We start from the raw sequence: 23,279 nt of genomic DNA on the forward strand, positions 1-23,279 counted from the left end.
ATTTCATGAAAAACAAAAAACATACCCCCTTGCTGGCGGCACTGGCAACGCTTGTCGTGCTGCTGGCGGGCGTGGTGCTGATCTGGCTGGCGAAGGTCCGGCCCGATGTGGGCAAGGGCCGCAGTGAGATCGTCACCGACTTCCTGCGGGCCGAGCTTTTGCAGGACGGCCAGACCGCAACGCAGGTCTTTACCTACGACAAGGATATTTTGACGATAGGTCTTGAATTTTACCTGCCGGGTGACCAGCCCTGCGGTGCGCTGGATGTTGTGCTCTACGACGCCGACACCGGCGAGGAGTTGTCCCGCTCCGTCGGTACGATGGACTACATCGTGCCCGACCAGTACACGACCCTGGGGATGGACCCCGCCGTGACCGGGCAGGAGGGCCGCCGTTACAAGTTGGCCGTCACGCCGCATTACGCGACGGACGCGATTTTGGCCATCGGCCACAGCGACGGTGTCGCGCTCTGGAAGGAGCAGATGGCCGTGGATGACCGTGTGATCGACGGCACGATGGCGATGCAGATCACCTACCAGCGCATCGGCGGCTACCTGACGCGGTTCTTCCTGCTTGTGGGCGGGCTGGCCGCCGTGCTGGCCGCGCTGGCCGTGTGGGCGGTGCTTAGCAAAAAACTGGCACTGCACCGTCTTGTTTTTGTGCTGGTGCTCGGCTTTGGACTGCTGTACAGCTTTGTGCTGCCGCCTTATGCTGCGCCCGACGAGAAATACCACATCAACCAGAGCTTTACGCTGGCCTGCCGCTGGGCCAACGACCTGTCCCACGACGAGTGGCGGATGGGTAAGGTGCCCACGACGACGAGCTTCCGCCGCGTCGGTGACGAGGACGCCGACCTGCAAAACGAGAACACGACGGTCTTTACGTGGGAGGCGTTCACCTCCCAGCTGTTCACCACCACAGACCAGCCCTTTGACAGCCATCAGGAATATAATGAATTGCAGACCGACCAGAACCCGCTTCTGTACGTCGTCAGTGCGGCGGCGGTATTTCTGGCCTATGTGCTGCATTTTGGCTTTGCGCCCGCGCTGTTTTTGGGGCGGCTTGCAAATCTGCTGCTCTTTGCGGCGCTGGCGGCGCTGGCGGTCAAGACCGCGCCGTTCGGCAAGCGGGTCTTTACCGTGGCCGCGCTGCTGCCCATGACGCTGCACCTGGCGGCCAGCTTCAGCCGGGACGCGCCGCTGCTGGGGCTGTGCTTTGTGTTCACGGCGCTGCTGATGGACGCGGCGTTCGGCCCGAATCAGAAAAAGGCACTCTCCCCCGCCCGGCTGACGGCGCTGCTGTTCTGCGGCGTGCTGCTGGCCCCGGGCAAACTCGTCTATCTGCCGCTGGCGGCACTGCTGCTGCTGGTGCCCGCCGCGCGGTTGGGGCACCACGCCAGGGCAAAGAAGTGCGCCTATCTGGCCGCCTGTCTGGCGCTGGCGCTGCTGCTGAATACGGGCCTTCTGACCGATACGCTGCGCAGCGGGCAGACCGCGGTGCAGACCACGGCGGCGGAGGACGCAGGCCGCGTGGTCAAGAGCCGCCCCGCAGAGTCGGACGAAGCCTACGAGGCCGAGATCTGCGGCGAGAGTACGCTGGAAAACTACGTCAAGCGGCTGTATTATTACGTGGACGACAACCGCAGCCCCGCGGCCCGCGAGGTCGCATTCTGGGTGCAGGCCATGCAGGAGGGCGACGTCAGCCCGGCAGTGCTGGGGCAGAGTTTCCTCTTTTCGCCCGACAGGGCCAACAGCTACACCGACGGCCAGGCATTTTACACGATGGCCTCCTATGCGCTGCTGGGCACCGACGTGACCGACGGCAACGCGGACGCCTACCTGCCCTATTTTGCCGAGGGCGGCGCGGTGCAGGCCTACAAGCAACTGTTCAACCTGACCAGCTGTGTCGAGAGCTTCGCCGCGCTGGGTGTGGACGTCGGCACGATGGATGACCGCATCCCGCTGGACCGCACGGTGCTGGCGCAGGAGGTCGAGGCCGCCCGCGCGACCCGCAGCACCCAGAGCACGGCGGACGAGGCCGACAAAGCCACCTACACGCCGGGCTACATCCTGCGCCATCCCGTGGACACGGTGCTGCTGTTTGTGCGCAGCGCCGTGGAAAACGGCGACCATTACATCCGCACGCTGGTGGGCGGCAGCCTGAGCTACTACACCGTTGATCTGGCCTGGGGCTGGGTCGCGGTGCTGTACCTGCTGCTGGCCTACGCGGCGCTGCCCGTGCAGGGCGCGGTGATGAAGCCCGCCGGTAAGGCGCGCGGCTGGTGCTGCGCGGCGGCGGCGCTCTGCTGCCTGCTGGCCGTGGCCGGGTGCCTCTTGTGGACACCCACCCATTACGACACGCTGTACGGCCTGCAGGGGCGGTACTTCCTGCCCGTGCTGCCGCTGCTTCTGCTGACCTGCCTGCCCCGCCGTCTGGCCGCCGTGCCCGACGAGGACACCGCCCAGACCCGCCTTGTGGCCGCGCTTGCACTGGTACAGGCGGGGATGGTCGTGAATATTATGCTGGCGATTATTGCAAGGTGACTGCTTTGCAAATAAAAAATAAGAAATAATAAATTTGGTGGACCGCGCCGCGGGACGGCGCTCAAAATTTTGTTTTCGCCTTCAGGCGAAAACACCACATTATTTATTATTTATTATTTATTATCTATTATTTTGAAAAGGCCAACTATAATGGTTATCTGTTTCTTCTCAACGCAATACCTCCCCACCCCCGGCGGGGTCGAGCGGTATACCTGGAATCTGGCGCGGCGGTGTGTGGCGGCAGGGCATCGCGCCCTTGTCGTCACGGCATCGCTGCCGGGCCTGCCCGCGCGGGAGCGTGATGCCGACGGCATCGAAATCTACCGTCTGCCGTCCTGGCCTGTCATGGGCGGGCGGTTCCCCGTGTTAAAGCCCCTTGCCGATGCAGACGACCTCTGGGCACAGGGCATCGACTTTGCGGTCATCCAGACCCGGATGTACACGCAAAGCGTCTGGGCCGCACGGCAGTGTAAACGGCGCGGCATCCCGGCGCTGGTCATCGACCACTCCACCGGCTATATGCTGCACGGCGGGCTGGCCGGGGCGCTGGGCAAGGCGTATGAGCACGCGGCCTGCGGCAGCATCCGCCGCTGCGGGTTCCCGTTCTACGGTGTCTCCGGGGATGTCTGCCGCTGGCTGGAAACGTTCGGCATCCAGGCGGCGGGCCGACTGCCCAACGCCGTGGACCCTGCCGAGCTGGAACGGCTGGCCCACGCAGACAACGCGGTTGACTGGCGCCGGAGGCTAAACGTGCCCGCGGACGGCAGGCTCGTTGCCTTTGCCGGGCGGCTCATCCCGGAGAAGGGGGCGCTGCGGCTGGCTCAGGCTGTGCAGGACATTCCGGGCTGTACGCTGGCCGTGGCGGGCACCGGCCCCGAGGAGGCCGCTCTGGCCGCGCTGGGCGGCGGTATCCATGCGCTGGGGGCGCTGCCGCATGAGCAGATCGTCCAGCTGCTGACACAGGCGGACGCCTACTGTCTGCCCACCGAGTACGCCGAGGGCTTCCCCACGACGCTGCTCGAGGCGGCGGCCTGCCGCTGCCCCATCGTGACGACCCGCACGGCGGGCACCGACGAGCTGCTGCCCGGGGACGACTACGCGGTGTTTTTGGCAAACGCTGCGCCCGAGACCATCCGCGCAGGGCTGGAAACGCTGCTGGCGGACCCCGCTGCGGCCCGCACCCGCGCCGAAAACGCCCGCCAAAACCTTTGCAGCCACTTTACATGGCAGGCTGTCTTTGCTACAATGATGGAAGCCGTAACGTCTGCCAAAAGGAGCTAAGATGTCAAAATTACTCATCGTCATCCCCGCGCACAACGAGGAAGCCAACATCGTGCAGGTCGTCGAGGAGCTGACCCGCAGTTATCCACAGTATGATTACGTGGTCGTCAACGACGGCAGCCGCGACAAAACCGCGGCGCTTTGCCGTGCCCACGGCTATCGGCTCATTGACCTGCCGGTCAACCTGGGGCTGGCGGGCGCGTTCCAGACCGGGCTGCGCTTTGCCGCGGAGAACGGCTACGACTGCGCCATGCAGATGGACGCCGACGGTCAGCACAAGCCGGAGTATATCGCCCCGATGCTGGCCGCGCTGGAGGAGGGCAACGACATTGTCATCGGCAGCCGCTTCCTGACCGTGAAGAAGCCCAAGACGCTGCGGATGCTGGGCAGCTACATCATCAGCTGGTCTATCCGCCTGACGACGGGCCGCGCCATCTGCGACCCGACCAGCGGCATGCGGATGTTCAACCGCGCCATGGTCGAGGAGTTTGCCCAGAACCTGAACTACGGCCCCGAGCCCGACACGATCAGCTACCTGATCAAAAACGGCGCGACGGTCAAGGAGGTGCAGGTCGAAATGGGCGAACGTCTGGCGGGCCAGAGCTACCTGACCTTCTGGCGCAGCGTGCAGTATATGGTCAAAATGTCCATCTCGATTCTGTTGATCCAGTGGTTCCGCAAGCGCGACACCGAGACGCCCTACCCCGAAAGGAGCCTGTGAAATGTTCGATCAAACACTGATTCGTGTCTGCCTGATCCTGGGCAGCTTCATCACGGCGGGGTACATCCTGCGGCGCGTGCGGCACGCAAAGGTCCAGATCGAGGATACGATCTTCTGGCTGATGTTCAGTGCGGCGCTGCTGATCCTGGCCATCTTCCCCGGCATCGCCTATTGGGCCGCAAACCTGCTGGGCTTCATGAGTCCCATCAACTTTGTCTATGTTGTCATCATCTTTTTGCTGCTGGCCAAGCAGTTCTTTATGTCCATCAAATTGAGCCAGCTCGACAGCAAGGTCCGTATCCTGACCGAGCAGGTCGCCCTGAACGAGGAAAAGGCGGAGCGGGATAAGCTGGACCTGTGAAAAAGGCTTCCCCCCCTTGGGGGAAGCCTTTGGGGGTGCGCAAAATTAAAATTTGTATTCCCCCCAAAACTATGGTATAATAAAGTATTGACTAAAGAGAAAGAAGGTTTCAGATATGGCTTATACCCCGAAACTGACCTATAAGGGCCGCCCGCTGGTGCGCTGCGGCAACGATATTTACTACGGCTCGATGAAGGACCCGTTCGTTGTCTACCTGCAGGTGCTCTCGACCAAGAAGGAAAACGGCGTCGACGTGGCCGACAAGGTCCACATCGTGCTGCTTTCCACCGACGAGAGCAAGCCCCTGCCAGAGCGCATTGCCCGCCAGGCCAACAAAGTCGGCCTGTACAACGCGCTGTCCTTCGGCGACATCATGCTGCAGGGCGCGCTGCGGAAGAAGTAAGCGTCTCCCCTGCCCCGCACAAAACACAAAGCCCCGCAGCCAAACGGCTGCGGGGCTTTTGCACTTAATGTCAAAACGGGGCGGGCGGATGACGAGCATCCGCCCCTGCAGAACGGAGATTTACTGCTTAGTGGTCCTGCTTGTCGGTCTCCTCGGCAGAGTCGTCCTCGGTGCCTTCAAGCTCGATGTCGAAGGTCGCGCCGCAGTGCGGGCAGACCAGATCGCCCTCGGGGTCCATCAGGGTCTCCTCGTCCAGCGTGGAGATCTGGCCGCAGTTCGGGCAGGTCACCTCATACATGGTGCTGTCGTCCTCGGCGTCCTCCTCGTCATCCTCGTCCTCATCGGCGTAGATGTCGCTGACGACGTCGTCCAGATCCTGGTCGAGGGTCTCCAGCTCGTCGTACACCTGATCCAGGGCGTTGTCGTGCTCGGTGACCTGGGCGGCCATCTCCTCCAGCAGGTCCATCATGGCGGCAATGACCTTGCCGTTCTTGGAGTCTGCGTCAAAATCCATGCCGGTCATCAGGCCGCGGATATAGGCGGCCTTTGCATTCAGATCCATAGCCATAGTCAAAATCCTCCCTAATGTTAAAAAATGCCGGGCGCGGCGGTACGGCCATGCCCGGCAAAGAGAACCTAATCAGTTCACGCGCTCCATATACTCGCCGGTGCGGGTATCGATGCGGATCTTGTCGCCCTCGTTGATGAACAGGGGGACGCGAATCTCGGCACCGGTCTCAACGGTGGCGGGCTTCAGGGTGTTGGTGGCGGTGTTGCCCTTGACACCAGGCTCGGTAGCGGTGACCTCCAGCTCAACGAAGTTGGGGATCTCAACGCTGAAAACCTTGCCCTTGTAGCTCAGCAGCTTGCAGGTGTCGTTCTCCTTGCAGAACTTGAAGTTATCGGGCACGTCAGCCGCGCCGACAGGAATGTCGTCGTAGGTCTCAACATCCATGAAGTGGTACAAATCGCCATCCTCGTAGGAGTAGGTGACCTCACGGCGCTCGATGAAAGCCTGCGGGAACTTGGCGGTCGGGTTGTAGCTGGTCTCAACAACAGAGCCGGTGATGACGTTCTTGGTCTTGGTACGGACGAAGGCAGCGCCCTTGCCCGGCTTGACGTGCTGGAACTCAACGACCTGAAGGACCTGGCCGTCCTGCTCGAAGGTGACACCGTTACGGAATTCGCCTGCAGAAATCATATAGAAATTCCTCCATAAATAAATTATACATACCTGTTTATATTTTACAGGATGAAAAGCAATTTTGCAAGTCCTGTTCGGACTTTTTTGCGGGAAAATTGATATTTTTTGTCCAATTTACAGCGCTGCGTACCCCTGGGCCAGCGCGGCGGCGTCCTCGGCCTGGGTCCCGGCGGATTCACAGATGATCGTCGGGGCCAAATGACGCTCCTTGAGCAGCGCCAGCAGCGGTGCGTGGGGCGGGCCGAACGCTGTATCCGCAAAGGTCAGATGGCACTTCTCGCCGCCCTTGGTGTAGGCAATGCGGGAAAAATGCGCGTGGAAATGCACGGCGCGGTCATCCCCCAGCCGCGCGGCCAGCGTGTCCAGCAGGGCGGCGTAGTCCGCGGCGGCGGTGGCGTCGGCAAACTGCACGCCGCAGCTGCGGGCGTACAGGTGCCCAAAGTCGATGCAGGGCGTAATGCGCGGGTCGACCTCGCATAGAGCCAGCACCTCGTCCAGCGTGCCGAGCTGGTTGACCTTGCCCATCGTCTCGGGGCAGAGGATGCAGTCCTCAAACCCGGCCTCGTCGCAGGCTTTGACAGCGCGGGCCATCGTATCCAGCGCCTTTTCCAGCGCCTCCTCCCGGCTCTGCTTGCCGCAGGAGCCGGAATGGAAGATGACGCGCCGCCCGCCCAGCGCCTTGACGAGGGCGCAGCTTTGCAGCAGGTAGTCGATGCTGTGCAGCCGCTTGTCCTCCTCGAGACTCGACATACTGATGTAGTACGGCGCGTGGACGGACAGGGCAATGTCCCGCTCGGCACAGGCGGCACCGAGCGCAGCGGCCTTGTCGTGGGCCAGCCGCACGCCGCGCCCGCACTGGTACTCAAATGCCGTCAAGCCAAAGCCTGCCGTGTAGGCGGCGATGGCGGCGGGGTCAAACTTTTTGACTGTGTAGCTGTCGGCCAGACCGGCTGTGCCGAAGCGCGGGGTATCATTCATACAGCTTGCCGCCCTTCTGATAGTATTTGTCGATCCAGTACGGCTCAAACTTGCGCTTTAACAGCACAAATTTGTTCTTGTCGTGGTTCGTGCGGGGCATCAGGTAGAGGCACGGGCAGCCGTACAGCCCGGCGGCCATCCGGTCCGCAAAGATCTGGTCGCCGACCATGGCCATTTCGCTCTTTTTGCAGCCCAAACGGCGGCGCGCCACCCGCAGGCCGATGGTGAACGGCTTGCAGGCCAGCGGCACCCAGTCCAGCCCGATGCGCTCGGCAAAGGGGCGCACGCGCTTGGCCGTATTGTTGGACACGATGGTCAGGCGTATGCCGGCTGCGCGCATCTCGTCCAGCCACGCCTGCACGGTGTGCTCCAGCACCTGACTGTTGTCAGCGGTCAGGGTGTTATCCACGTCGAGCACGAGGGCTTTGATGCCGTGTGCCGCGAGAAAATCCGGGTGGATGCACTCGATGGTTTTGAAGATGTATTCAGGGGTTAGAATCATGGTGGTGACCTTTATAAGGGTAATGAGTGGTTACGGCAGCGGCCAGCGGCGGCATGAGGGCATGCCGCCCTACGATGCACAATTCCGCAGGACGTAGGGCGGGGTGCCCTCACCCCGCCGCACCGACGCCTGCACGTAAAATAAAAGTGCAGGCCCGCGCGTAACGCGAACCTGCACAGTCGTTCGTTGTAAGATACCTTACTTAAACTTGCGCTTGCGGGCAGCCTCGGACTTCTTCTTGCGCTTAACGGAAGGCTTCTCATAAGCCTCGCGCTTGCGGACCTCAGCTAACACGCCGCTGCGAGCAGTGCTGCGCTTAAAACGGCGCAGAGCGCTCTCGAGGGACTCGCCCTCTTTGACACGGATCTCCGACATCTTCTTCCCTCCCTTGACCTGAGACAGGAGTTTGCCGGTCAAATACTATTAACCAGTAAAAAAGATTATACTATATTGACCCCCTGTCTGTCAACAACAATTTTCGCTAAAATGAAAATTTTTATATTGTTCATATTTAGGAACCTTTACCCCAGCACCGTGTGCCACACCCACAGCGCACCGTAGATTACGGGCTGATGCAGCATGTAGACCAGCAGCGTATTGCGCCCGATGGCACACAGAGGACGCAGCGCGGCGGGCGGCTCTCCCCTGCCGGGGCGCCACAGCCGCGCCAGAAACACACCGCACCAGAACAGGAACACCCACGGAAGGATCGGGAAGTAATCCGCCGATGCGAACTGCGTCAGATCCGGGAGACCCAGCCAGAACAGATTGGCCCGGTACAGCCCCGCAGGCACCGCACAGAGCCGCCAATCCTCAAAGCCGAGATACCCGTAGGGCAGCTGGTTCGTCAGCGCAAACAGCGCCGCAGACGCCGCCAGGCCCGCGCCCGCGGGCAGGCGCTGCAAAAGCGGATAGACCAGGCAGGTCAGCAGCACGGCGGCAGCGTTCAAGTGCAGAACGCCGAACCAGATCGCCTCCGACGGCATGAACACCGCGGTCACAAAGGTCAGCACAGCCGCGCAGCCCGCCACGATCAGCCCGTTCTTTGCGGGCCGCTTTGCCAGCGGGAAGCTGAACCCCGACAGCAGAATAAAGCTCCAACAAATATATTGCTGCCACACATGGCAGCCGGGGGCCCAGATGTTGTACCAGCTGCTTTCGTGGCCGAACACATACACCCAGTCGTACATAGCGTGGTAGGCCAGCATATTCAGCAGCGCCAGCCCGCGCAGGGCGTCGGGCAGCCACATACGGCTGGTTTTGGTGCGCAGTACGGGCATTTTACCGCCTCTTTCCCAAAGATTTACTGTAACACTATTCTAGCACACCCGCGCGCGGCTTGCAATCGCGCGGGTTTTGCGGTACAATAAATCAGATAAGGGAGTGTGAAGGTATGAAGGACATCCGCCTTGTGGCGTTGGACCTCGACGGGACAGTTTTCAACGATAAAAAAGAGATCACCCCGCGCACGCTGGCGGCTATCCGCGCAGCCTGTGCACGCGGCGTGGCGGTGCTGCCCGCCACCGGGCGTACAGCCAGCGGCATCCCCGCGGCGTTCACGTCCATCCCCGGCGTGCGGTACGCGCTGACCTCCAACGGAGCCAGCGTCGTTGACCTGACAACGGGCGAGCAGCTGGTGAACCAGCCGTTCGGGACCGAGCAGGCATTGAAAATTTACGATCTTCTTGAGCAGGGCGGCGGCATGATGAGCATTTTCATCGGCGGCAAAAGCTACACGACCCGCGCAAACGCCGAGAACCACATGGACGTGGTCCCCGAAAACCTGAAAAGCTACTTCCGCACGACCCGCATTGAGGTAGACGACATGCACGCGACGCTGCGCACCCACGCGCACGAGATCGAAAAGTACAGCATGATCTACCACGACGAGGCCGAGCGCGACGCCGCCTGGCGTGCCATCGAGGCCGCCTGCCCCGGCGTGGAGCTGACGTCCAGCCTGCCCCGCAACATGGAGGTCAACGCCCCCGGCGTGACGAAGGGCAGCGGTCTGCTGGCGCTGGCGGCACACCTGGGCCTGACCCGCGCGCAGACGATGGCCGTGGGCGACTCCGGCAATGACCACGCGATGATCGAAGCGGCGGGTCTGGGTGTGGCCATGGGCAACGCCACCGACGACATCAGGAAAATTGCCGATGTCACGACGGATGACAACAATCATGACGGTGTGGCAGCGGCTATAGAAAAATACGTATTGTAAAATTACAATAAAATATACGAGAGGTAAATTTATGAAAAATGTTCTGGTTGGTCAGTCGGGCGGCCCGACTGCCGTCATCAACTCCAGTCTGGCGGGCGTCTATGAGACCGCCAAGGCTTGCGGCGCACCCCATGTCTACGGGATGCAGTACGGCATCGAGGGCGTGCTTGAGGGCAAGCTCATCGATCTGGACACCGTGCTGGGCGACAAGATGGACATTGAGCTGCTCAAGCGCACGCCGTCCAGCTTTCTGGGCAGCTGCCGCCACAAGCTGCCCGACCCCACCGTTGACGAGAAGCCGTTTGTGCAGCTGTTTGAGCTGTTCCGGCAGAACGACATCGGCGCGGTGTTTTACATCGGCGGCAACGACTCGATGGACACGATCTCCAAGCTGAGCGCCTACGGCAAGACCGTCAACAGCGAGATCCGATTTATCGGCGTGCCCAAGACCATTGACAATGACCTGATGCTGACCGACCACACCCCCGGCTACGGCAGCGCGGCGAAGTACATCGCCACGATCCTGAAGGAGGTCATCTGCGATTCCAGCGTCTACGACCTGCGCAGCGTGACGGTGGCAGAGATCATGGGCCGCCACACCGGCTGGCTGGCTGCTGCCGCTAGTCTGGCTGCCGGTCCGGACTGCAACGGCCCAGACCTGATCCTGCTGCCCGAGTGCCCCTTTGACGAGGAGGCGTTCCTCAAGCGCGTGGCCGAGCTGGAAAAAGAGCGCCACAATGTTATTATCGCGGTCAGCGAGGGCGTCAAGAACAAGGACGGCGTTTTCCTGTGCGACCTGGTCTCCACGGCAGGTCAGCTGGATGCCTTCGGCCACAAGGCCATCTTGAGCGGCACGAGCCGCTATCTGGCGGACCTGATCCGCGTCCGACTGGGCTGCAAGACCCGCGCTATCGAGTTTTCTACGCTGCAGCGCTGTGCCAGCCATCTGGCCAGCCGCACCGACGTGACCGAGGCCTATCAGGTCGGCGGCGCAGCGGTGGAGGCCGCCATGCGCGGCGAGACCGCCAAGATGGCCGCCATCAAGCGCCTGAGCGACCAGCCCTACCGCGTAGAGACCGAGATGGTCGATGTGACGAAGGTCGCGAACTTTGAGAAGAAGGTCCCCGCCGACTGGATCACCGAGGACGGGATGCACGTCAACGAGAAGTTCGAGCGCTACGCCCGCCCGCTCATTCAGGCCGAGCTGTCGCCGATCTACATCAACGGCGTGCCGCGGCATATTCATCTGTAATTTTGAAAAAATAAAAACGGAGCACCGTATGAAAATGCGGTGCTCCGTTTTTTGCTGCTGTAGGGGTCGGCGTCCTCAACGACCCGGGAGGCTTGCGGTGGCCGCACACGACCCGGCGGGGTGAGGGCACCCCACCCTGCGTATACTCCGCAGACAGACGTAGGACGGCATGCCCTCATGCCGCCGCGGGGGTGTTGAGGTTACCCGAAAAGCCCGTCGGAATTCCTCCGGCCCTGCGGGCCACCAGATCCCCTTCTGGCGCTACGCGCCATCTCCCCCGGAGCGGGGGAGCCTGTCTTTGACAAGGGAGGCTTAGACGCAAAAAGGACCCGCATTTCCGCGGGTCCTTCCAAATCATATCAATACAGACGAAATCAGCCGGAGACCTTTTCCTTCAGGCGGCCGCTGGCCTTGAAGCCGGGGATGGCCGTCGGCTCCAGCTTGCTGGTGACCTTGGTCTTGGGGTTGGTGAAGTTCTTGGTCTGGCGCTCACGCATCTCGAAGCGGCCAAAGCCTGCGATGGTGACCTTGTCGCCGCTCTTGAGGACATCGCCGATGGTGCCGAAGATGCCGTCCATAACCTTCTCAACTTCAGCAGCGGTCATGTTGGTGTCGTTGGCAACCTTGGTAATCAACTGAGATCTCGTCATGATATTTTTAACTCCTATTCTTATAGGCACACAATTGCCCGGTATTATTACGCTATTATTATAGAGAAAATAGTGCGCAGAATCAAGAGTTTTTTCGGAAATCAAACGTTTTTCGGCAAAAACTATAAAATTTTCGCGATCATCTCGTCAAAAAGTGACATTTGGCAAAAAATGCACGTTCCATGCAAAAATATTCTGGACGGGCAAAGTCTTACAGCCCCATGCGGGCGCGTCGCCCATCACGCGCAGGCGGCGGCAGGGCGCATCCAGCTTGACGTACCGGCTGGTGCGGCCCTCGGACATGGCGTCGTCGGTGAAGGTCAGGCAGCAGGTACGGTCCGCATCGGCATAAGCCAGCGTCAGCCCGCCGTCAAAGGCCAGTGAGAAGTCGCCCGCCGGGGCGGCAGTCAGGTCAAAGCAGACGTCCACGGCCTGCTCTGCGCCGTCGCGGCTGACGGCCAGGCAGACGTTGTGCCCGCGGCCCTGCCTGATGTAGTCGTAGTCACCGGGGAAAAGGTTCTCTCCCCTACCGCCTGCGGGCGGAGCCCCCTCGCAGAAGGGGGCAAGAAAAAACAAAAACCGCATCCTTGCGGACGCGGTTTGTTTGCTGCTTACTTATTCCCCTTTTGCCGCTTCGCGGTGCAGGTTCGCAATGTTCACCAGCTCCATCTGGCTGATGTCATGGTCACCGCGCAGGGCGTCGACGAGGACGCGGGCAGTGTCCATGGCCGTGATGGTCGGGATGGACAGCTCCGTTGCCTTGCGGCGGAACTTGACGGAGTCACGGTGCGGGTCGCGGCCATGCGGACTCGTCGAGATGATGTAATCCACCAGACCGCTCTCCAGCAGGTCGATGACGTTGGGGCGCGCGCCGCTCATCTGGCGCACAACGCTGCAGGGCACCATCTCGCTGTTCAGGAACTTGGCGGTGCCGGGCGTGCCGTAGATCTTGTAGCCGTAGTCGTGCAGCTTCCAAGCAAGCTCGGCGGCCTCGGCCTTGTCGCTGTCCTTGACCGAGATGATGACGCAGGAGCCGGGGCCGGGCGTCTTGAACTGGTAGCCAGCCGCGACCAGACCCTTCATCATCGCCTCGTGGAAGGAGGGCGCAATGCCCAGGACCTCGCCGGTGGACTTCATCTCGGGGCCGAGCATCGTGTCAACGCCGTGCAGCTTTAAGAAGCTGTAGACGGGCACCTTGACGGCGTAGTACGGGCTCTTGCCGTTGCGCCACAGACCGGTGCCGTAGCCCATGTCCTTGAGCTTTTCGCCCAGCGTGCAGCGCACGGCCAGGTCGACCATCGGCACACCGGTGACCTTGGAGATGTACGGCACGGTACGGGACGAGCGGGGGTTGACCTCGATGACGTAGACACGATCATTCTGGACGGCATACTGCACGTTGACCAGGCCCACGACCTTCAGCTCGCGGGCAAAGCGGCCCGTGTAATCGACCAGCGTGTCAATGACCTTCTGGCTGAAGGTGTACGGCGGGTAGACGCAGATGGAGTCGCCGGAGTGCACGCCCGTGCGCTCGACCTGCTGCATGATGCCGGGCACCAGATAATCGGTGCCGTCGCAGATGGCGTCGACCTCGCACTCGGTACCCAGAATATACTTGTCCATCAGCACGGGATGGCTCATGTCAACGTGCTTCGTGATAACGCCCATGTACTCGATGACATCGGCGGAGTTGTAGGCGACGATCATGTTCTGGCCGCCCAGAACGTAGGACGGGCGCATCAGGACGGGATAGCCGACCTCCTGCGCGGCCTGCAGGGCCTCGTCCAGCGTAAAGACGGTGCGGCCCTCCGGGCGGGGGATGCCGCAGCGCTCCAGCAGCTCGTCAAAGCGCTCGCGGTCCTCGGCCTCGTCGATGGCGTCGGCGGGCGTGCCCAAAATCGGCAGGCCGATGTCGTCCATGTGCTTGGCCAGCTTGATGGCGGTCTGGCCGCCGAACTGCACAAGGCAGCCGTCCGGTTTTTCGGTCTCGATGATGTGGTCGACGCTCTCGGGGTTCAGCGGGTCAAAGTACAGGCGGTCACCGGTATCAAAGTCGGTGGAGACCGTCTCGGGGTTGTTGTTGACAAGGATGGCCTCGCAGCCGTGCTGCTTCAGCGTCCAGACTGCGTGGACCGAGCAATAGTCAAACTCAATGCCCTGACCGATGCGGATGGGGCCGGAGCCGAAAACAAGGACCTTCTTCTTGTCGGGGTCGCTGCGCTCGGCAATGAACGGCTTCGCTTCGTTGTCCTCGTCGTAGGTGGAGTAGAAATACGGCGTCTTGGCGGCAAATTCTGCGGCGCAGGTATCGACCATCTTGAACGCGGCCTTCGGGGCCTCGGGCAGGGTGTCCACGCCCGCCAGACGCTTGATCGTTTTGTCGAGGAAACCGAACCTCTTGGCATTCAGGTACTTTTCCGTCGTCAGCTCGCCGTTTTTCAGGCCCATCTCAATGTCGGCCAGATGCTGCAGCTTGTCGAGGAACCACCAGTCGATCTTGGTGATGTCGTAAATGACGTCGTGCGCCACGCCGCGCTTGAGGGCCTCGTAGACGCAGAACGCGCGCTCGGAGTCCTGCACATGCAGGTGCTCGATGACTTCTTCTGTCGTCAGCTTCTCGAAATCGGGCAGCGTCATCGTGTCCAGGCCGAGCTCGGTGGAGGAAACGGCCTTCATCATGGCGTGCTCAAAGTTGTTGCCGATGGCCATGACCTCGCCGGTGGCCATCATCTGGGTGCCCAGAGACTTGTCGGCGTAGACGAACTTATCGAACGGCCACTTCGGGTATTTGACGACGACATAGTCGAGGGCCGGCTCAAAGCAGGCGCAGGTCTCGCCCGTGACATCGTTCGTGATCTCGTCCAGCGTGTAGCCGAGTGCGATCTTGGTCGCGACCTTGGCAATCGGGTAGCCTGTCGCCTTGGAGGCCAGCGCGGAGGAACGGGACACACGGGGGTTGACCTCAATGACCGCGTACTCAAAGCTGTCGGGCTTCAGGGCAAACTGGCAGTTGCAGCCGCCCTCGATGCCCAGCTCGGTGATGATGTCCAGCGCGGCGGTGCGGAGCATCTGGTACTCTTTATCAGACAGGGTCTGGCTGGGCGCGACGACGATGGAGTCGCCGGTGTGGATGCCGACGGGGTCAAGGTTCTCCATGTTGCAGACCGTGATGACGTTGCCTTTGGAGTCACGCATGACCTCGTACTCGATTTCCTTCCAGCCGGAAATGCACTTCTCAACGAGGATCTGATGGATCGGGGACAGGCGCAGACCGTTCGTGGCAATTTCGTGCAGCTTCTCGCGGTCCTCGCAGATGCCGCCGCCGGTGCCGCCCATCGTGAAGGCGGGGCGGACGATGACGGGGTAGCCGATGACCTCGGCAAAGTCCAGCGCGTCGTCCAGATCTTCCACAACCTTAGAAGGGATGATGGGCTGGTGCAGCTTTTCCATCGTGTCCTTGAACAGCTGGCGGTCCTCGGCGCGGTCAATCGTGTCGGGCTTGCAGGCCAGCAGGCGGACGCCGCTGCGGTCCAAAAATCCGTTGCGGGCCAGCTCCATCGACAGGTTCAGGCCCATCTGGCCGCCCAGGTTCGGCAGGATGGCGTCGGGCTTCTCCTTCTCGATGATGCGCTCGATGACCTCGGCGGTCAGCGGCTCAATGTAAACATGATCGGCAATGTCGGGGTCGGTCATGATGGTGGCGGGGTTGGAGTTGACGAGGACGGTCTCGACGCCCTCGGATTTCAGCGCACGGCAGGCCTGCGTGCCGGAGTAGTCAAACTCTGCCGCCTGACCGATAATGATGGGGCCGGAGCCGATGACCAGTACCTTTTTGATACGCGGGTCTTTAGGCATTGTTGATTACTCCTTTCGCGGCCAGCATACGGCTGACGAACTGGTCAAACAGAAATTCGGTGTCCTTGGGGCCGCCGTTGGCCTCGGGGTGGAACTGCACGGTGAAGCAGTTCCATTTCAAGTAGTCGACGCCCTCACAGGTGCCGTCGTTGGCGTTGAAGTAGCTCATCTGGCCGACGGATTCGGGCAGGGTGTCCGCCATAACGGCGTAGCCGTGGTTCTGGCTGGTGATAAAGGTGCGCTGCTTGGCCGGGCTGGTGACGGGCTGGTTGGCGCCGCGGTGGCCGTATTTCAGTTTGCAGGTCTTGGCACCGGCGGCCAGGGCGGTCAGCTGGTGGCCCAGGCAGATGCCGAAGGTCGGGATGCCGGTGCTCAGCATTTCACGGATGTTCGCGATGATTTCCACGTTCTCTGCCGGGTCGCCGGGGCCGTTGGAGAGCATGAGGCCGTCGGGGTTGAGGGTGGCCAGCTCGGCGGCGGTGGTCGTGCCGGGCAGCACGGTCACGCGGCAGCCGCGCTTCTGCAGACAGCGCACAATGTTGTTCTTGCAGCCCAGGTCGAGCAGCGCCACGTGCAGCGGCGTGTCACCCCATGCACCGGCAGCCGTCGGCTCATAGGTCACGGCCTCGCGGCAGGTGACGGTCTTGACGGCGTCGACAACGGCGTAGGCGGCGATCTCGGGCAGCAGCGCGGCCTTCTTCTCGGGCTCGGCGTCGGGGTCGAACTCGGTGGTGATCGCGCCGTTCATAACACCGCTCTCCCGCAGGGTGCGGGTCAGGCTGCGGGTGTCGATGCCCTCAATGCCGATGATGCCGTTCTTTTTCAGGAAGGCATCCAGCGTTTCCTCACTGCGGAAGTTGGACGGGGTCTTGCACGCCTCGCGCACAATGTAGCCCCTGGCCCAAATCTTCGTGCTCTCGACATCCTCACTGTTCATGCCGTAGTTGCCGATGAGCGGATAGGTCTGGGTGATGATCTGGCCGTAGTAGCTGGGGTCGGTCAGGGTTTCCTCAAAGCCGACCATACCGGTTGCAAAGACGACCTCACCGATGGTGGTACCGGGGCAGCCTACGCTGACGCCGCGGAACACCCGGCCATTGGCCAATATCAGATATGCCTGCATAATTATCTCCTAATAAAAATAAGAAATAAGAAATAATAAATAATAAAGAATGTGGAGTTTTCTCCCTATGGTCGAAAACAAAATCCGTAGGGGCGGATTCTATATCCGCCCGTGCAGCTGTGCCACGGGCAGAGCTGCACGGACTTTTTTGAGCGGAGCGCAGCGACGCGATTCACCGCATTTATTATTTATTATTTATTCTTTATTATTTGCACAAGCAGCGCTTACAGGGTTTGCTTCGCAGCTTCCTTCATTTTGCGGCTGCCCAGGTGCACCAGCGGGAGCTTGCCCTCCTTGCAGATGGGGCATTCCTCAGGGGCGTAGTTGGGCAGGTCGAGCTTGAGGGCGCTGGCGACGATGGGGATCGGGGACGGGGCCTCGGCGCGGGTGCGGTCCACGACGCAGGCAATGCCCACGCAGATGCCGCCGTTTTCCTCGATGACGCGCTTGGTCTCGAGGCTGGAAACACCGGTGGTGACGACGTCCTCGGCAATGATGCAGCGCTCACCCGGGTTGATCCTGAAGCGCTTGAGGGTCATGACGTTGTCGACGCGCTCGGTGAAGATGGCGCGCTTGCCCATCTGGCGGCCCAGCTCGTAGGCGTAGACGATGCCGCCCATGGCGGGGCCGACCACGACGTCGATGTTCAGCTCCTTGAGCTTCTCGGCAACCGGAGCCATGACCTCGGCGGCCTTGTCGGGGTACTGCTGCAGAAATGCCATCTGGCAGTAAGCGCCGGAGTGGCGCCCGGAGGAAAGCAGGAAGTGCCCCTCTAAAAATGCTTCACATTCCTTTAAAACTTCAAGTGCTTCGCGTGCCATAATTTGTTCCTCCTGTATGTTATTCAACTTATAGTAGCATATTTTGTATAAAAATGCAAGCAAAACGTATATGGTGGGGCGGCTTCCCCCGCGGGGGAAGCTGTCGGCGGCCCGCCCGCCGACTGATGAGGGCCGGGCTTGCCGTTATAGCCCGTGAACGGGCGGATGAGGGGAAGGCAGCCGGTGATTTACCGTGCGCACCCTCTGATCTCATCCAGCGTCTTGACGCCGTGGGCGTCCATCCACTGGCCGATCTCGTTCGTGATGCGGGTGCAGGCCTTCGGGTCCAGGAAGTTCGCGGTGCCGACTTGTACCGCCGCTGCACCGGCCATGATGAACTCCAAGGCGTCCTTACCCGTCAGAATGCCGCCCAGTCCCACAACGGGGATGCTGACGGCCCCCACGGCCTGCCAGACCATGCGCAGGGCAATGGGGCGCACCGCCGGGCCGGACAGGCCCGCAAACGTGTTGTTGAACACGGGACGGCGCTTTTCCAGATCGATCGCGCATGCCTGGAAGGTGTTGCACAGGCTGATGGCGTCCGCGCCGGCAGCCTCAACGGCCTTGCACATCTCGGGGATGCTTTCGGCCTGCGGGCTCAATTTAACGATGAGCGGCACGGTGCAGACCTTGCGCACCGCGCTGACGACCTCGCCGGCGTCTGCCGCGCGGATACCGAACGCGAGACCGCCCTGCTTGACGTTGGGGCAGCTGATGTTCAGCTCAATAAAATCCACGCCCGCGGCGCAGAGCATCTGCACGCCCTCGACGTTTTCTTCAATCGTGTGGCCGCCGAGGTTCGCCCAGACGGTGGTGCCGCACCGGCGCATGGCAGGCAGCTCGTGGTCGATAAAGTGCTGCACACCGGGGTTCTGCAGGCCGATGGAGTTCATCAGGCCCGACGGCGTCTCGTAGAGGCGCTCACCCTCGTTGCCGGGCTGGCCGTTCAGGGTCAGTCCCTTGCCGGAGATGCCGCCCAGCACGCGCAGATCCTCAATGCCCGCGTACTCGGGGCCGAAGCCGAAGGTGCCGCTGGCCGCGATGACCGGCCCGGCCAGCCGCTTGCCGAGAAAATCAACATGCAGGTCTGCCATCAGTCAAACACCTCCTGTGCGTTAAAGACCGGGCCGTCCTTGCAGACGGTGACCGGGCCGATTTTCGTATGGCAGGTGCAGCCCAGGCACGCGCCCAGACCGCAGGCCATCTTCTTTTCAAGGCTGGCCAGGCAGGGCACGCCAGCGGCGGCGCAGAGCTTAGCCACGCCGCGCATCATGACCATGGGGCCGCAGGTCAGCACAATGTCGTACTTGCTCACGTCCAGCAGGTCGGTGACCAGGCCGTGGTGTCCCTCCTTGCCGGAGTCGGTTGCGGCGTAGATGTCACGGCACCAGGGCACAAAGCGGTCCATGCCGTAGGTCGTGTCACGGAAGCCCACGAACAGATCGGGGCGCACGCCCGCGCGGCAGAGCTCCTTGCAGAGCAGCAGCAACGGCGCGGTGCCGATGCCGCCGCCGACCACGGCAATGCGCTTGTACTGCCCGGCCAGTGCGGCAGTGTCAAAGCCGTTGCCGCAGGGACCGGTCACGGTCAGCGTGTCGTCCTTTTTCAGCGCGGCCAGCTTGTGGGTGCCCTCGCCCTTGACCTGATACAGGAAGGTCAGTGCGCCGGTCTGGTTGTCAAAGTCGTCAACGCTGATGGGGCGGGAAAGAATCGGCGTGGCGTCCGCGGCCCAGGCGCGCAGCATGTAAAACTGCCCGGCGTGGGGCTCACGGCTGCGGTCCTGCCACTGGACCGTAAGGCGCATAATATCCTCTGCGACGGTTTCCTGACGCAGGACCGTCAGATTACAGCTTGTTGCATTCACCCTGAATATCCTCCCGCATACGCACGCACTCGTTGTAGGCAGCCTCGTCAAAGGCAACGCCGGGCTGCTTCTTGTAGGCCAGCAGGATGCCGCGGCTGGAGTTGACAACGCCGCCGTTGCCCTTGGTCAGGTACTGCGCGATGTCCGCCGCCTTGCCGCCCTGTGCGCCGTAGCCGGGGATCAGGAAGAAGGTGTCCTTGTAGGCCGCGCGGATGGCGGTGGCCTCCTCGGTGTGGGTGCCGCCGATGACCAGGCCGATGCTGGAATAGCCGTGCTCGCCCATATAGTCCTTGCCAAGGGCGGTCAGGCTGTCGCCGACGAGGTCGTACACATGGCGGCCATCGTCGAGCTTTTTGTACTCAAAGTCCTTCGCGCCCGGGTTGGAGGTGCGGCAGAGCACGAACACGCCCTTGCCCTGCTCGGCGCAGTACGGCAGATACGGGCTGATGGAGTCAAGGCCCATGTAGGGGGCCAGCGTGATGATGTCGGCCTCGAAATCACCGGTAAAGTGCGCCTTGGCGTACATTTCGGCGGTCTTGGCAATGTCGCCGCGCTTGATGTCGGCAATGACGGGCAGGCCGGTGGCGCGGGCCAGCTTCAGCGTTTCGGCGTAGGCGCGCATGCCGTCCAGGCCCAGGGACTCATAATAGGCGATCTGCACCTTGTAGCAGCCCGCGACGCCCTTGGTGGCGTCGATCAGCGCACGGTTGAACGCGACGACGTTCTCCCCCGCCGTCTTGGCGGTGTCGGTGGTGGGCAGGTAGCTGATCTCGGTGTCCAGGCCCACGCAGACCGGGCCGTTTGCTGCGACGCTCTCGTAGAGCTTGTCCATGTTGGTAAGCATGCTGATTCCTCCGTTTGATGTATATAAATTGCGGCTCTATTATCTATTATATAATGTTGGGAATCGTAGGGGCGGATTCCATATCCGCCTGCAGGACTGTGCCAGCGGCAGCCTGCACGGGCGCATATAGAGTGTGCCCCTACGGGTGTTTTGTGCGTGAAGGGGTGTTATTCTTCAATCTGGAACGTAACCTTCCCGCCTTTGATCGTGGTTACCACTTTTCCGTACAGCAGTGCACCGTCGTAGGGGCAGTTCTTGCTCTTGCTGTGCAGCTCGTCGGCGTGGACCTCGTACATGTGGTCAAGGTCCACCAGCACGATGTCGGCGTCGTAGCCCGGCTCCAGCATGCCCTTGCGGTCGGCCAGGCCCAGCACGGCGGCGGGACCGGCGCTCATCAGGAAGCTGAGCATTTCCAGCGGCAGACGCTGCTCACGGCAGAGCTTGGTGTAGCAGACGCCGAAGGCCGTTTCCAGACCCACCATACCGGCAGCGCCCTTCTCCTTCTCCTCGGCGGTGTGGGGGGCGTGGTCGGTGCCGATGCAGGTCACGGTGCCGTCCTTGATGGCGTCGATCAGCGCGGTCACGTCGTCCGCCTTGCGGATGGGCGGGTTGACGCGGTAGGTCAGGCGGCTGTCGTCAAACCACAGGTGGTGCGGCGTGACCTCGCAGCTGACCCGCGCACCGCGCATCCGGCTCATGCGGACGGCATCGACGGATTCCCTGGTGGAGACGTGGCACATGTGCAGCCGGGTGCCGTAGTACTCGGCCAGATGGCAGTTGCGCACGGTCTCGATGTTCTCGGCCAGGCGGTAGTCCCAGGGGCTGATCTCTCGGTCCTCGGCGTGGGACATGATGGTCAGGCCGCGCTCGGTGGCAATCGCGAACGCACGGGCCATGACGGCGTTGTTCATGACGCCGTTGCCGTCCTCGGTGATGAACTTGATGTCCTCGGGCAGGGTCAGCAGATGATCCAGCGTTTTGCCGTCGAAATCCTTCGTGATGGAGACGGTCTGGTTTGCGTCGCACAGGCCGACGCGAGCGGCCTCGGCCTCGACGGCGTGGGCGATCTCGGCACTGGAGCAGACCGGCTTCGTGTTGGGCATCAGGTTGACGAAGGTGTACCCGCCCGCGGCAGCCGCGGCGGAGCCGGTGGAGATGTCCTCCTTGTACTCAAAGCCGGGGGTGCGCCAGTGGCAGTGGGTGTCGATGAAGGCGGGCAGGACCGTGCGGCCTTTCGCGTCGAGCACCTCCTCCCCTTCCGGGACGAGCAGCCCCAGACCGACAGCGGCAATTTTTCCGTCGCGCAGCCAGACCTCAATGGCCTTGCCCGCGCTGTCCTTTGCGTTGCGGATCAGCATGGTGGGAACCTCCTTAAAAATAGGAAACTTTGTCATAGCTGAGAGTGTAGGGGCGAACATTGTTCGCCCGTCAACTTTGCGTGGTTGAGCTTCTGCGGGAAAGCCGCGCATGAGGCAAACGGCCTGCGGGCGAGCAATGCTCGCCCCTACAAAGCCCCATGCAAAAACATCCCGCAGGGATATTTTTGCAAAAAAAAACTTTTCCCAAAAGGGAAAAGTCAAAAAGTCATACACAAAGCAGCAACGGGAAAGAACACTGTGCCGTGATTTTTAAAGACAGAAATAAAACGCATCATCCCGGCACACTCCTTCCTATGACTTTACCTACGTTTTACTTATTGTACCATGCAGGGACGGCGGTGTCAATGCAAACGGGCTTTTTGCAAAAGTAAGGATTTTATAGATTTTTGCGCTGACTTTTGGAGGATTTGACAAAATCCGCAAAAATCCGTGCGCGGCGCGTACAGCATTGCACTTTGTCCGGCTTTGTGGTATATTTATAATAAGTATGGCAAATAGGAAGAGGAACGAACTATGGGTCTTTGGGAAGATGCAAAAAATATCCGCGATAAGGACCCCGCCGCGCGCAATGTGGCGGAGGTCATCATCCTGTACCCCGGCTTTCATGTGCTGGTCACGCACAAGATCGCACATTTTCTGTACAATCACCGGTGTTTCTTCCTGGCCCGTTTTGTCAGCCAGCTGGCGCGCCACCTGACCGGCATCGAGATCCACCCCGGCGCCAAGATCGGGCGCAAGCTCTTTATCGACCACGGTATGGGCATCGTCTTTGGTGAGACGACGGAGATCGGCGACAACTGTACGATCTACCACGGCGTCACCCTGGGCGGTACCGGCAAGGACACCGGCAAGCGCCATCCGACGCTGGGCGACAATGTGTTGATCGGCGCGGGCGCGAAGGTGCTGGGCCCGGTCTACATCGGTGATAACGTCCGCGTCGGCGCGGGCAGCGTTGTGCTGAAGAACCTGCCCGCCAACGCCACTGCCGTCGGCGTACCCGCGGAGATCGTCCGCGTCGGCAATATCAAGTGCTGCCCGGCGGACGATCTGGACCAGCAGGATCTGCCGGATATTGTCAACCAGCGCATCTCCGAGCTTGAAGCCCGCCTGAGCCGCCTGGAAGCCGAAAAGCAGGGTGAGTTCCCGCCGGATAAAAAAGAATAATAAAAACGCACGCTGTGAAATTTACGGCGTGCATTTTTTGTCAGTATGGCTTCCCCCTCTGGGGAAGCTGTCAGCGGCCCCGCCCGCTGACTGATGAGGGGCAAACTTACCGGGAA

23 protein-coding genes are annotated in these 23,279 nt (G+C 61.4%); 8 read left to right on the plus strand and 15 right to left on the minus strand.

What is annotated here, in order from left to right; genetic code table 11:
• Window positions 1–5: 5 nt before the first annotated feature.
• The 5 genes from B5D32_RS00710 to B5D32_RS00730 all read left to right on the plus strand — a co-directional run bounded on the left by B5D32_RS00710 (window position 6) and on the right by B5D32_RS00730 (window position 5,309).
• Window positions 6–2,543: a DUF2142 domain-containing protein gene (locus B5D32_RS00710; RefSeq protein WP_078783157.1), complete on the plus strand. Its 2,538-nt coding sequence runs from the start codon at window positions 6–8 to the stop codon at window positions 2,541–2,543.
• 150 nt (window positions 2,544–2,693) lie between these two features.
• Complete coding sequence (locus tag B5D32_RS00715; protein WP_078783158.1) at window positions 2,694–3,824, plus strand: glycosyltransferase family 4 protein; 1,131 nt, start codon at window positions 2,694–2,696, stop codon at window positions 3,822–3,824.
• Between the two features lies 1 nt (window position 3,825).
• Window positions 3,826–4,545, plus strand: coding sequence for a glycosyltransferase family 2 protein (locus B5D32_RS00720; RefSeq protein ID WP_078783159.1), 720 nt, complete (start codon window positions 3,826–3,828; stop codon window positions 4,543–4,545).
• A gap of 1 nt (window position 4,546) precedes the next feature.
• On the plus strand, window positions 4,547–4,906 hold the full coding sequence (locus B5D32_RS00725; protein ID WP_078783160.1) for a DUF2304 domain-containing protein: 360 nt from the start codon (window positions 4,547–4,549) through the stop codon (window positions 4,904–4,906).
• 115 nt (window positions 4,907–5,021) lie between these two features.
• Window positions 5,022–5,309, plus strand: coding sequence for a hypothetical protein (locus tag B5D32_RS00730; RefSeq protein WP_078783161.1), 288 nt, complete (start codon window positions 5,022–5,024; stop codon window positions 5,307–5,309).
• A gap of 127 nt (window positions 5,310–5,436) precedes the next feature.
• On the opposite strand, the gene B5D32_RS00735 is transcribed toward B5D32_RS00730, so the two are convergent.
• From B5D32_RS00735 to B5D32_RS00760, 6 genes are all read right to left on the minus strand, one after another.
• Window positions 5,437–5,877, minus strand: coding sequence for a CD1247 N-terminal domain-containing protein (locus tag B5D32_RS00735; RefSeq protein WP_078783162.1), 441 nt, complete (start codon window positions 5,875–5,877; stop codon window positions 5,437–5,439).
• A 72-nt stretch (window positions 5,878–5,949) separates the two neighbouring features.
• A complete protein-coding gene (gene efp, locus B5D32_RS00740) occupies window positions 5,950–6,510 on the minus strand; it encodes an elongation factor P (protein ID WP_078783163.1) in 561 nt (186 codons plus the stop codon).
• A 117-nt stretch (window positions 6,511–6,627) separates the two neighbouring features.
• Complete coding sequence (locus B5D32_RS00745; RefSeq protein ID WP_078783164.1) at window positions 6,628–7,491, minus strand: TIM barrel protein; 864 nt, start codon at window positions 7,489–7,491, stop codon at window positions 6,628–6,630.
• Window positions 7,484–7,993, minus strand: a complete 510-nt coding sequence (locus tag B5D32_RS00750; protein ID WP_078783165.1) for a YqeG family HAD IIIA-type phosphatase — start codon at window positions 7,991–7,993, stop codon at window positions 7,484–7,486. Before B5D32_RS00750 ends, B5D32_RS00745 begins: the two co-directional genes overlap by 8 nt.
• A gap of 198 nt (window positions 7,994–8,191) precedes the next feature.
• Window positions 8,192–8,368 carry a 30S ribosomal protein S21 gene (gene rpsU, locus B5D32_RS00755; protein ID WP_005928271.1) on the minus strand — a complete coding sequence of 59 codons (177 nt, stop codon included), beginning with the start codon at window positions 8,366–8,368 and terminating at the stop codon, window positions 8,192–8,194.
• Window positions 8,369–8,514: 146 nt separating this feature from the next.
• Window positions 8,515–9,273, minus strand: a complete 759-nt coding sequence (locus B5D32_RS00760; RefSeq protein WP_078783166.1) for a heparan-alpha-glucosaminide N-acetyltransferase — start codon at window positions 9,271–9,273, stop codon at window positions 8,515–8,517.
• Between the two features lie 113 nt (window positions 9,274–9,386).
• On the opposite strand from B5D32_RS00760, the gene B5D32_RS00765 reads away from it, so the two are divergent.
• A complete protein-coding gene (locus B5D32_RS00765; protein WP_078783167.1) occupies window positions 9,387–10,211 on the plus strand; it encodes a Cof-type HAD-IIB family hydrolase in 825 nt (274 codons plus the stop codon).
• Window positions 10,212–10,242: 31 nt separating this feature from the next.
• Window positions 10,243–11,463: a 6-phosphofructokinase gene (locus B5D32_RS00770; protein WP_078783168.1), complete on the plus strand. Its 1,221-nt coding sequence runs from the start codon at window positions 10,243–10,245 to the stop codon at window positions 11,461–11,463.
• Between the two features lie 374 nt (window positions 11,464–11,837).
• On the opposite strand, the gene B5D32_RS00775 is transcribed toward B5D32_RS00770, so the two are convergent.
• From B5D32_RS00775 to B5D32_RS00815, 9 genes are all read right to left on the minus strand, one after another.
• Window positions 11,838–12,143, minus strand: coding sequence for an HU family DNA-binding protein (locus B5D32_RS00775; RefSeq protein ID WP_227595201.1), 306 nt, complete (start codon window positions 12,141–12,143; stop codon window positions 11,838–11,840).
• A gap of 117 nt (window positions 12,144–12,260) precedes the next feature.
• Window positions 12,261–12,689, minus strand: a complete 429-nt coding sequence (locus tag B5D32_RS00780; protein ID WP_078783170.1) for a hypothetical protein — start codon at window positions 12,687–12,689, stop codon at window positions 12,261–12,263.
• A 39-nt stretch (window positions 12,690–12,728) separates the two neighbouring features.
• Window positions 12,729–15,968, minus strand: coding sequence for a carbamoyl-phosphate synthase large subunit (gene carB, locus B5D32_RS00785; RefSeq protein WP_078783171.1), 3,240 nt, complete (start codon window positions 15,966–15,968; stop codon window positions 12,729–12,731).
• Window positions 15,961–17,091 carry a carbamoyl phosphate synthase small subunit gene (locus B5D32_RS00790; protein WP_078783172.1) on the minus strand — a complete coding sequence of 377 codons (1,131 nt, stop codon included), beginning with the start codon at window positions 17,089–17,091 and terminating at the stop codon, window positions 15,961–15,963. Before B5D32_RS00790 ends, carB begins: the two co-directional genes overlap by 8 nt.
• A 224-nt stretch (window positions 17,092–17,315) precedes the next feature.
• Complete coding sequence (gene pyrE, locus B5D32_RS00795; protein ID WP_078783173.1) at window positions 17,316–17,912, minus strand: orotate phosphoribosyltransferase; 597 nt, start codon at window positions 17,910–17,912, stop codon at window positions 17,316–17,318.
• A gap of 188 nt (window positions 17,913–18,100) precedes the next feature.
• Entirely contained in the window at window positions 18,101–19,006 is a 906-nt protein-coding gene (locus tag B5D32_RS00800; protein ID WP_078783174.1) for a dihydroorotate dehydrogenase, read from the minus strand.
• Window positions 19,006–19,776 carry a dihydroorotate dehydrogenase electron transfer subunit gene (locus B5D32_RS00805; RefSeq protein WP_078783175.1) on the minus strand — a complete coding sequence of 257 codons (771 nt, stop codon included), beginning with the start codon at window positions 19,774–19,776 and terminating at the stop codon, window positions 19,006–19,008. Before B5D32_RS00805 ends, B5D32_RS00800 begins: the two co-directional genes overlap by 1 nt.
• The gene (gene pyrF / locus B5D32_RS00810) at window positions 19,757–20,620 is read right to left on the minus strand and encodes an orotidine-5'-phosphate decarboxylase (RefSeq protein ID WP_078783176.1); all 864 of its coding nucleotides are present in this window, start codon (window positions 20,618–20,620) and stop codon (window positions 19,757–19,759) included. Before pyrF ends, B5D32_RS00805 begins: the two co-directional genes overlap by 20 nt.
• 167 nt (window positions 20,621–20,787) lie before the next feature.
• Window positions 20,788–21,978: a dihydroorotase gene (locus B5D32_RS00815; protein WP_078783177.1), complete on the minus strand. Its 1,191-nt coding sequence runs from the start codon at window positions 21,976–21,978 to the stop codon at window positions 20,788–20,790.
• Between the two features lie 534 nt (window positions 21,979–22,512).
• Between B5D32_RS00815 and epsC the strand changes: the two genes are divergently transcribed.
• Entirely contained in the window at window positions 22,513–23,163 is a 651-nt protein-coding gene (gene epsC, locus B5D32_RS00820) for a serine O-acetyltransferase EpsC (RefSeq protein WP_078783178.1), read from the plus strand.
• The last annotated feature ends 116 nt before the right edge of the window (window positions 23,164–23,279 follow it).

Origin of the sequence: Gemmiger formicilis (assembly GCF_900167555.1) — a bacterium.
Classification (GTDB): domain Bacteria; phylum Bacillota; class Clostridia; order Oscillospirales; family Ruminococcaceae; genus Gemmiger; species Gemmiger formicilis.

Bases quoted from the DNA above. Each gene is read 5' to 3' on its own strand.
- B5D32_RS00710 (WP_078783157.1), top strand. From the start codon at position 6: ATGAAAAACAAAAAACATACCCCCTTGCTGGCGGCACTGGCAACGCTT.
- B5D32_RS00715 (WP_078783158.1), top strand. From the start codon at position 2,694: ATGGTTATCTGTTTCTTCTCAACGCAATACCTCCCCACCCCCGGCGGG.
- B5D32_RS00720 (WP_078783159.1), top strand. From the start codon at position 3,826: ATGTCAAAATTACTCATCGTCATCCCCGCGCACAACGAGGAAGCCAAC.
- B5D32_RS00725 (WP_078783160.1), top strand. From the start codon at position 4,547: ATGTTCGATCAAACACTGATTCGTGTCTGCCTGATCCTGGGCAGCTTC.
- B5D32_RS00730 (WP_078783161.1), top strand. From the start codon at position 5,022: ATGGCTTATACCCCGAAACTGACCTATAAGGGCCGCCCGCTGGTGCGC.
- B5D32_RS00735 (WP_078783162.1), bottom strand. From the start codon at position 5,877: ATGGCTATGGATCTGAATGCAAAGGCCGCCTATATCCGCGGCCTGATG.
- efp (WP_078783163.1), bottom strand. From the start codon at position 6,510: ATGATTTCTGCAGGCGAATTCCGTAACGGTGTCACCTTCGAGCAGGAC.
- B5D32_RS00745 (WP_078783164.1), bottom strand. From the start codon at position 7,491: ATGAATGATACCCCGCGCTTCGGCACAGCCGGTCTGGCCGACAGCTAC.
- B5D32_RS00750 (WP_078783165.1), bottom strand. From the start codon at position 7,993: ATGATTCTAACCCCTGAATACATCTTCAAAACCATCGAGTGCATCCAC.
- rpsU (WP_005928271.1), bottom strand. From the start codon at position 8,368: ATGTCGGAGATCCGTGTCAAAGAGGGCGAGTCCCTCGAGAGCGCTCTG.
- B5D32_RS00760 (WP_078783166.1), bottom strand. From the start codon at position 9,273: ATGCCCGTACTGCGCACCAAAACCAGCCGTATGTGGCTGCCCGACGCC.
- B5D32_RS00765 (WP_078783167.1), top strand. From the start codon at position 9,387: ATGAAGGACATCCGCCTTGTGGCGTTGGACCTCGACGGGACAGTTTTC.
- B5D32_RS00770 (WP_078783168.1), top strand. From the start codon at position 10,243: ATGAAAAATGTTCTGGTTGGTCAGTCGGGCGGCCCGACTGCCGTCATC.
- carB (WP_078783171.1), bottom strand. From the start codon at position 15,968: ATGCCTAAAGACCCGCGTATCAAAAAGGTACTGGTCATCGGCTCCGGC.
- B5D32_RS00790 (WP_078783172.1), bottom strand. From the start codon at position 17,091: ATGCAGGCATATCTGATATTGGCCAATGGCCGGGTGTTCCGCGGCGTC.
- pyrE (WP_078783173.1), bottom strand. From the start codon at position 17,912: ATGGCACGCGAAGCACTTGAAGTTTTAAAGGAATGTGAAGCATTTTTA.
- B5D32_RS00800 (WP_078783174.1), bottom strand. From the start codon at position 19,006: ATGGCAGACCTGCATGTTGATTTTCTCGGCAAGCGGCTGGCCGGGCCG.
- pyrF (WP_078783176.1), bottom strand. From the start codon at position 20,620: ATGCTTACCAACATGGACAAGCTCTACGAGAGCGTCGCAGCAAACGGC.
- B5D32_RS00815 (WP_078783177.1), bottom strand. From the start codon at position 21,978: ATGCTGATCCGCAACGCAAAGGACAGCGCGGGCAAGGCCATTGAGGTC.
- epsC (WP_078783178.1), top strand. From the start codon at position 22,513: ATGGGTCTTTGGGAAGATGCAAAAAATATCCGCGATAAGGACCCCGCC.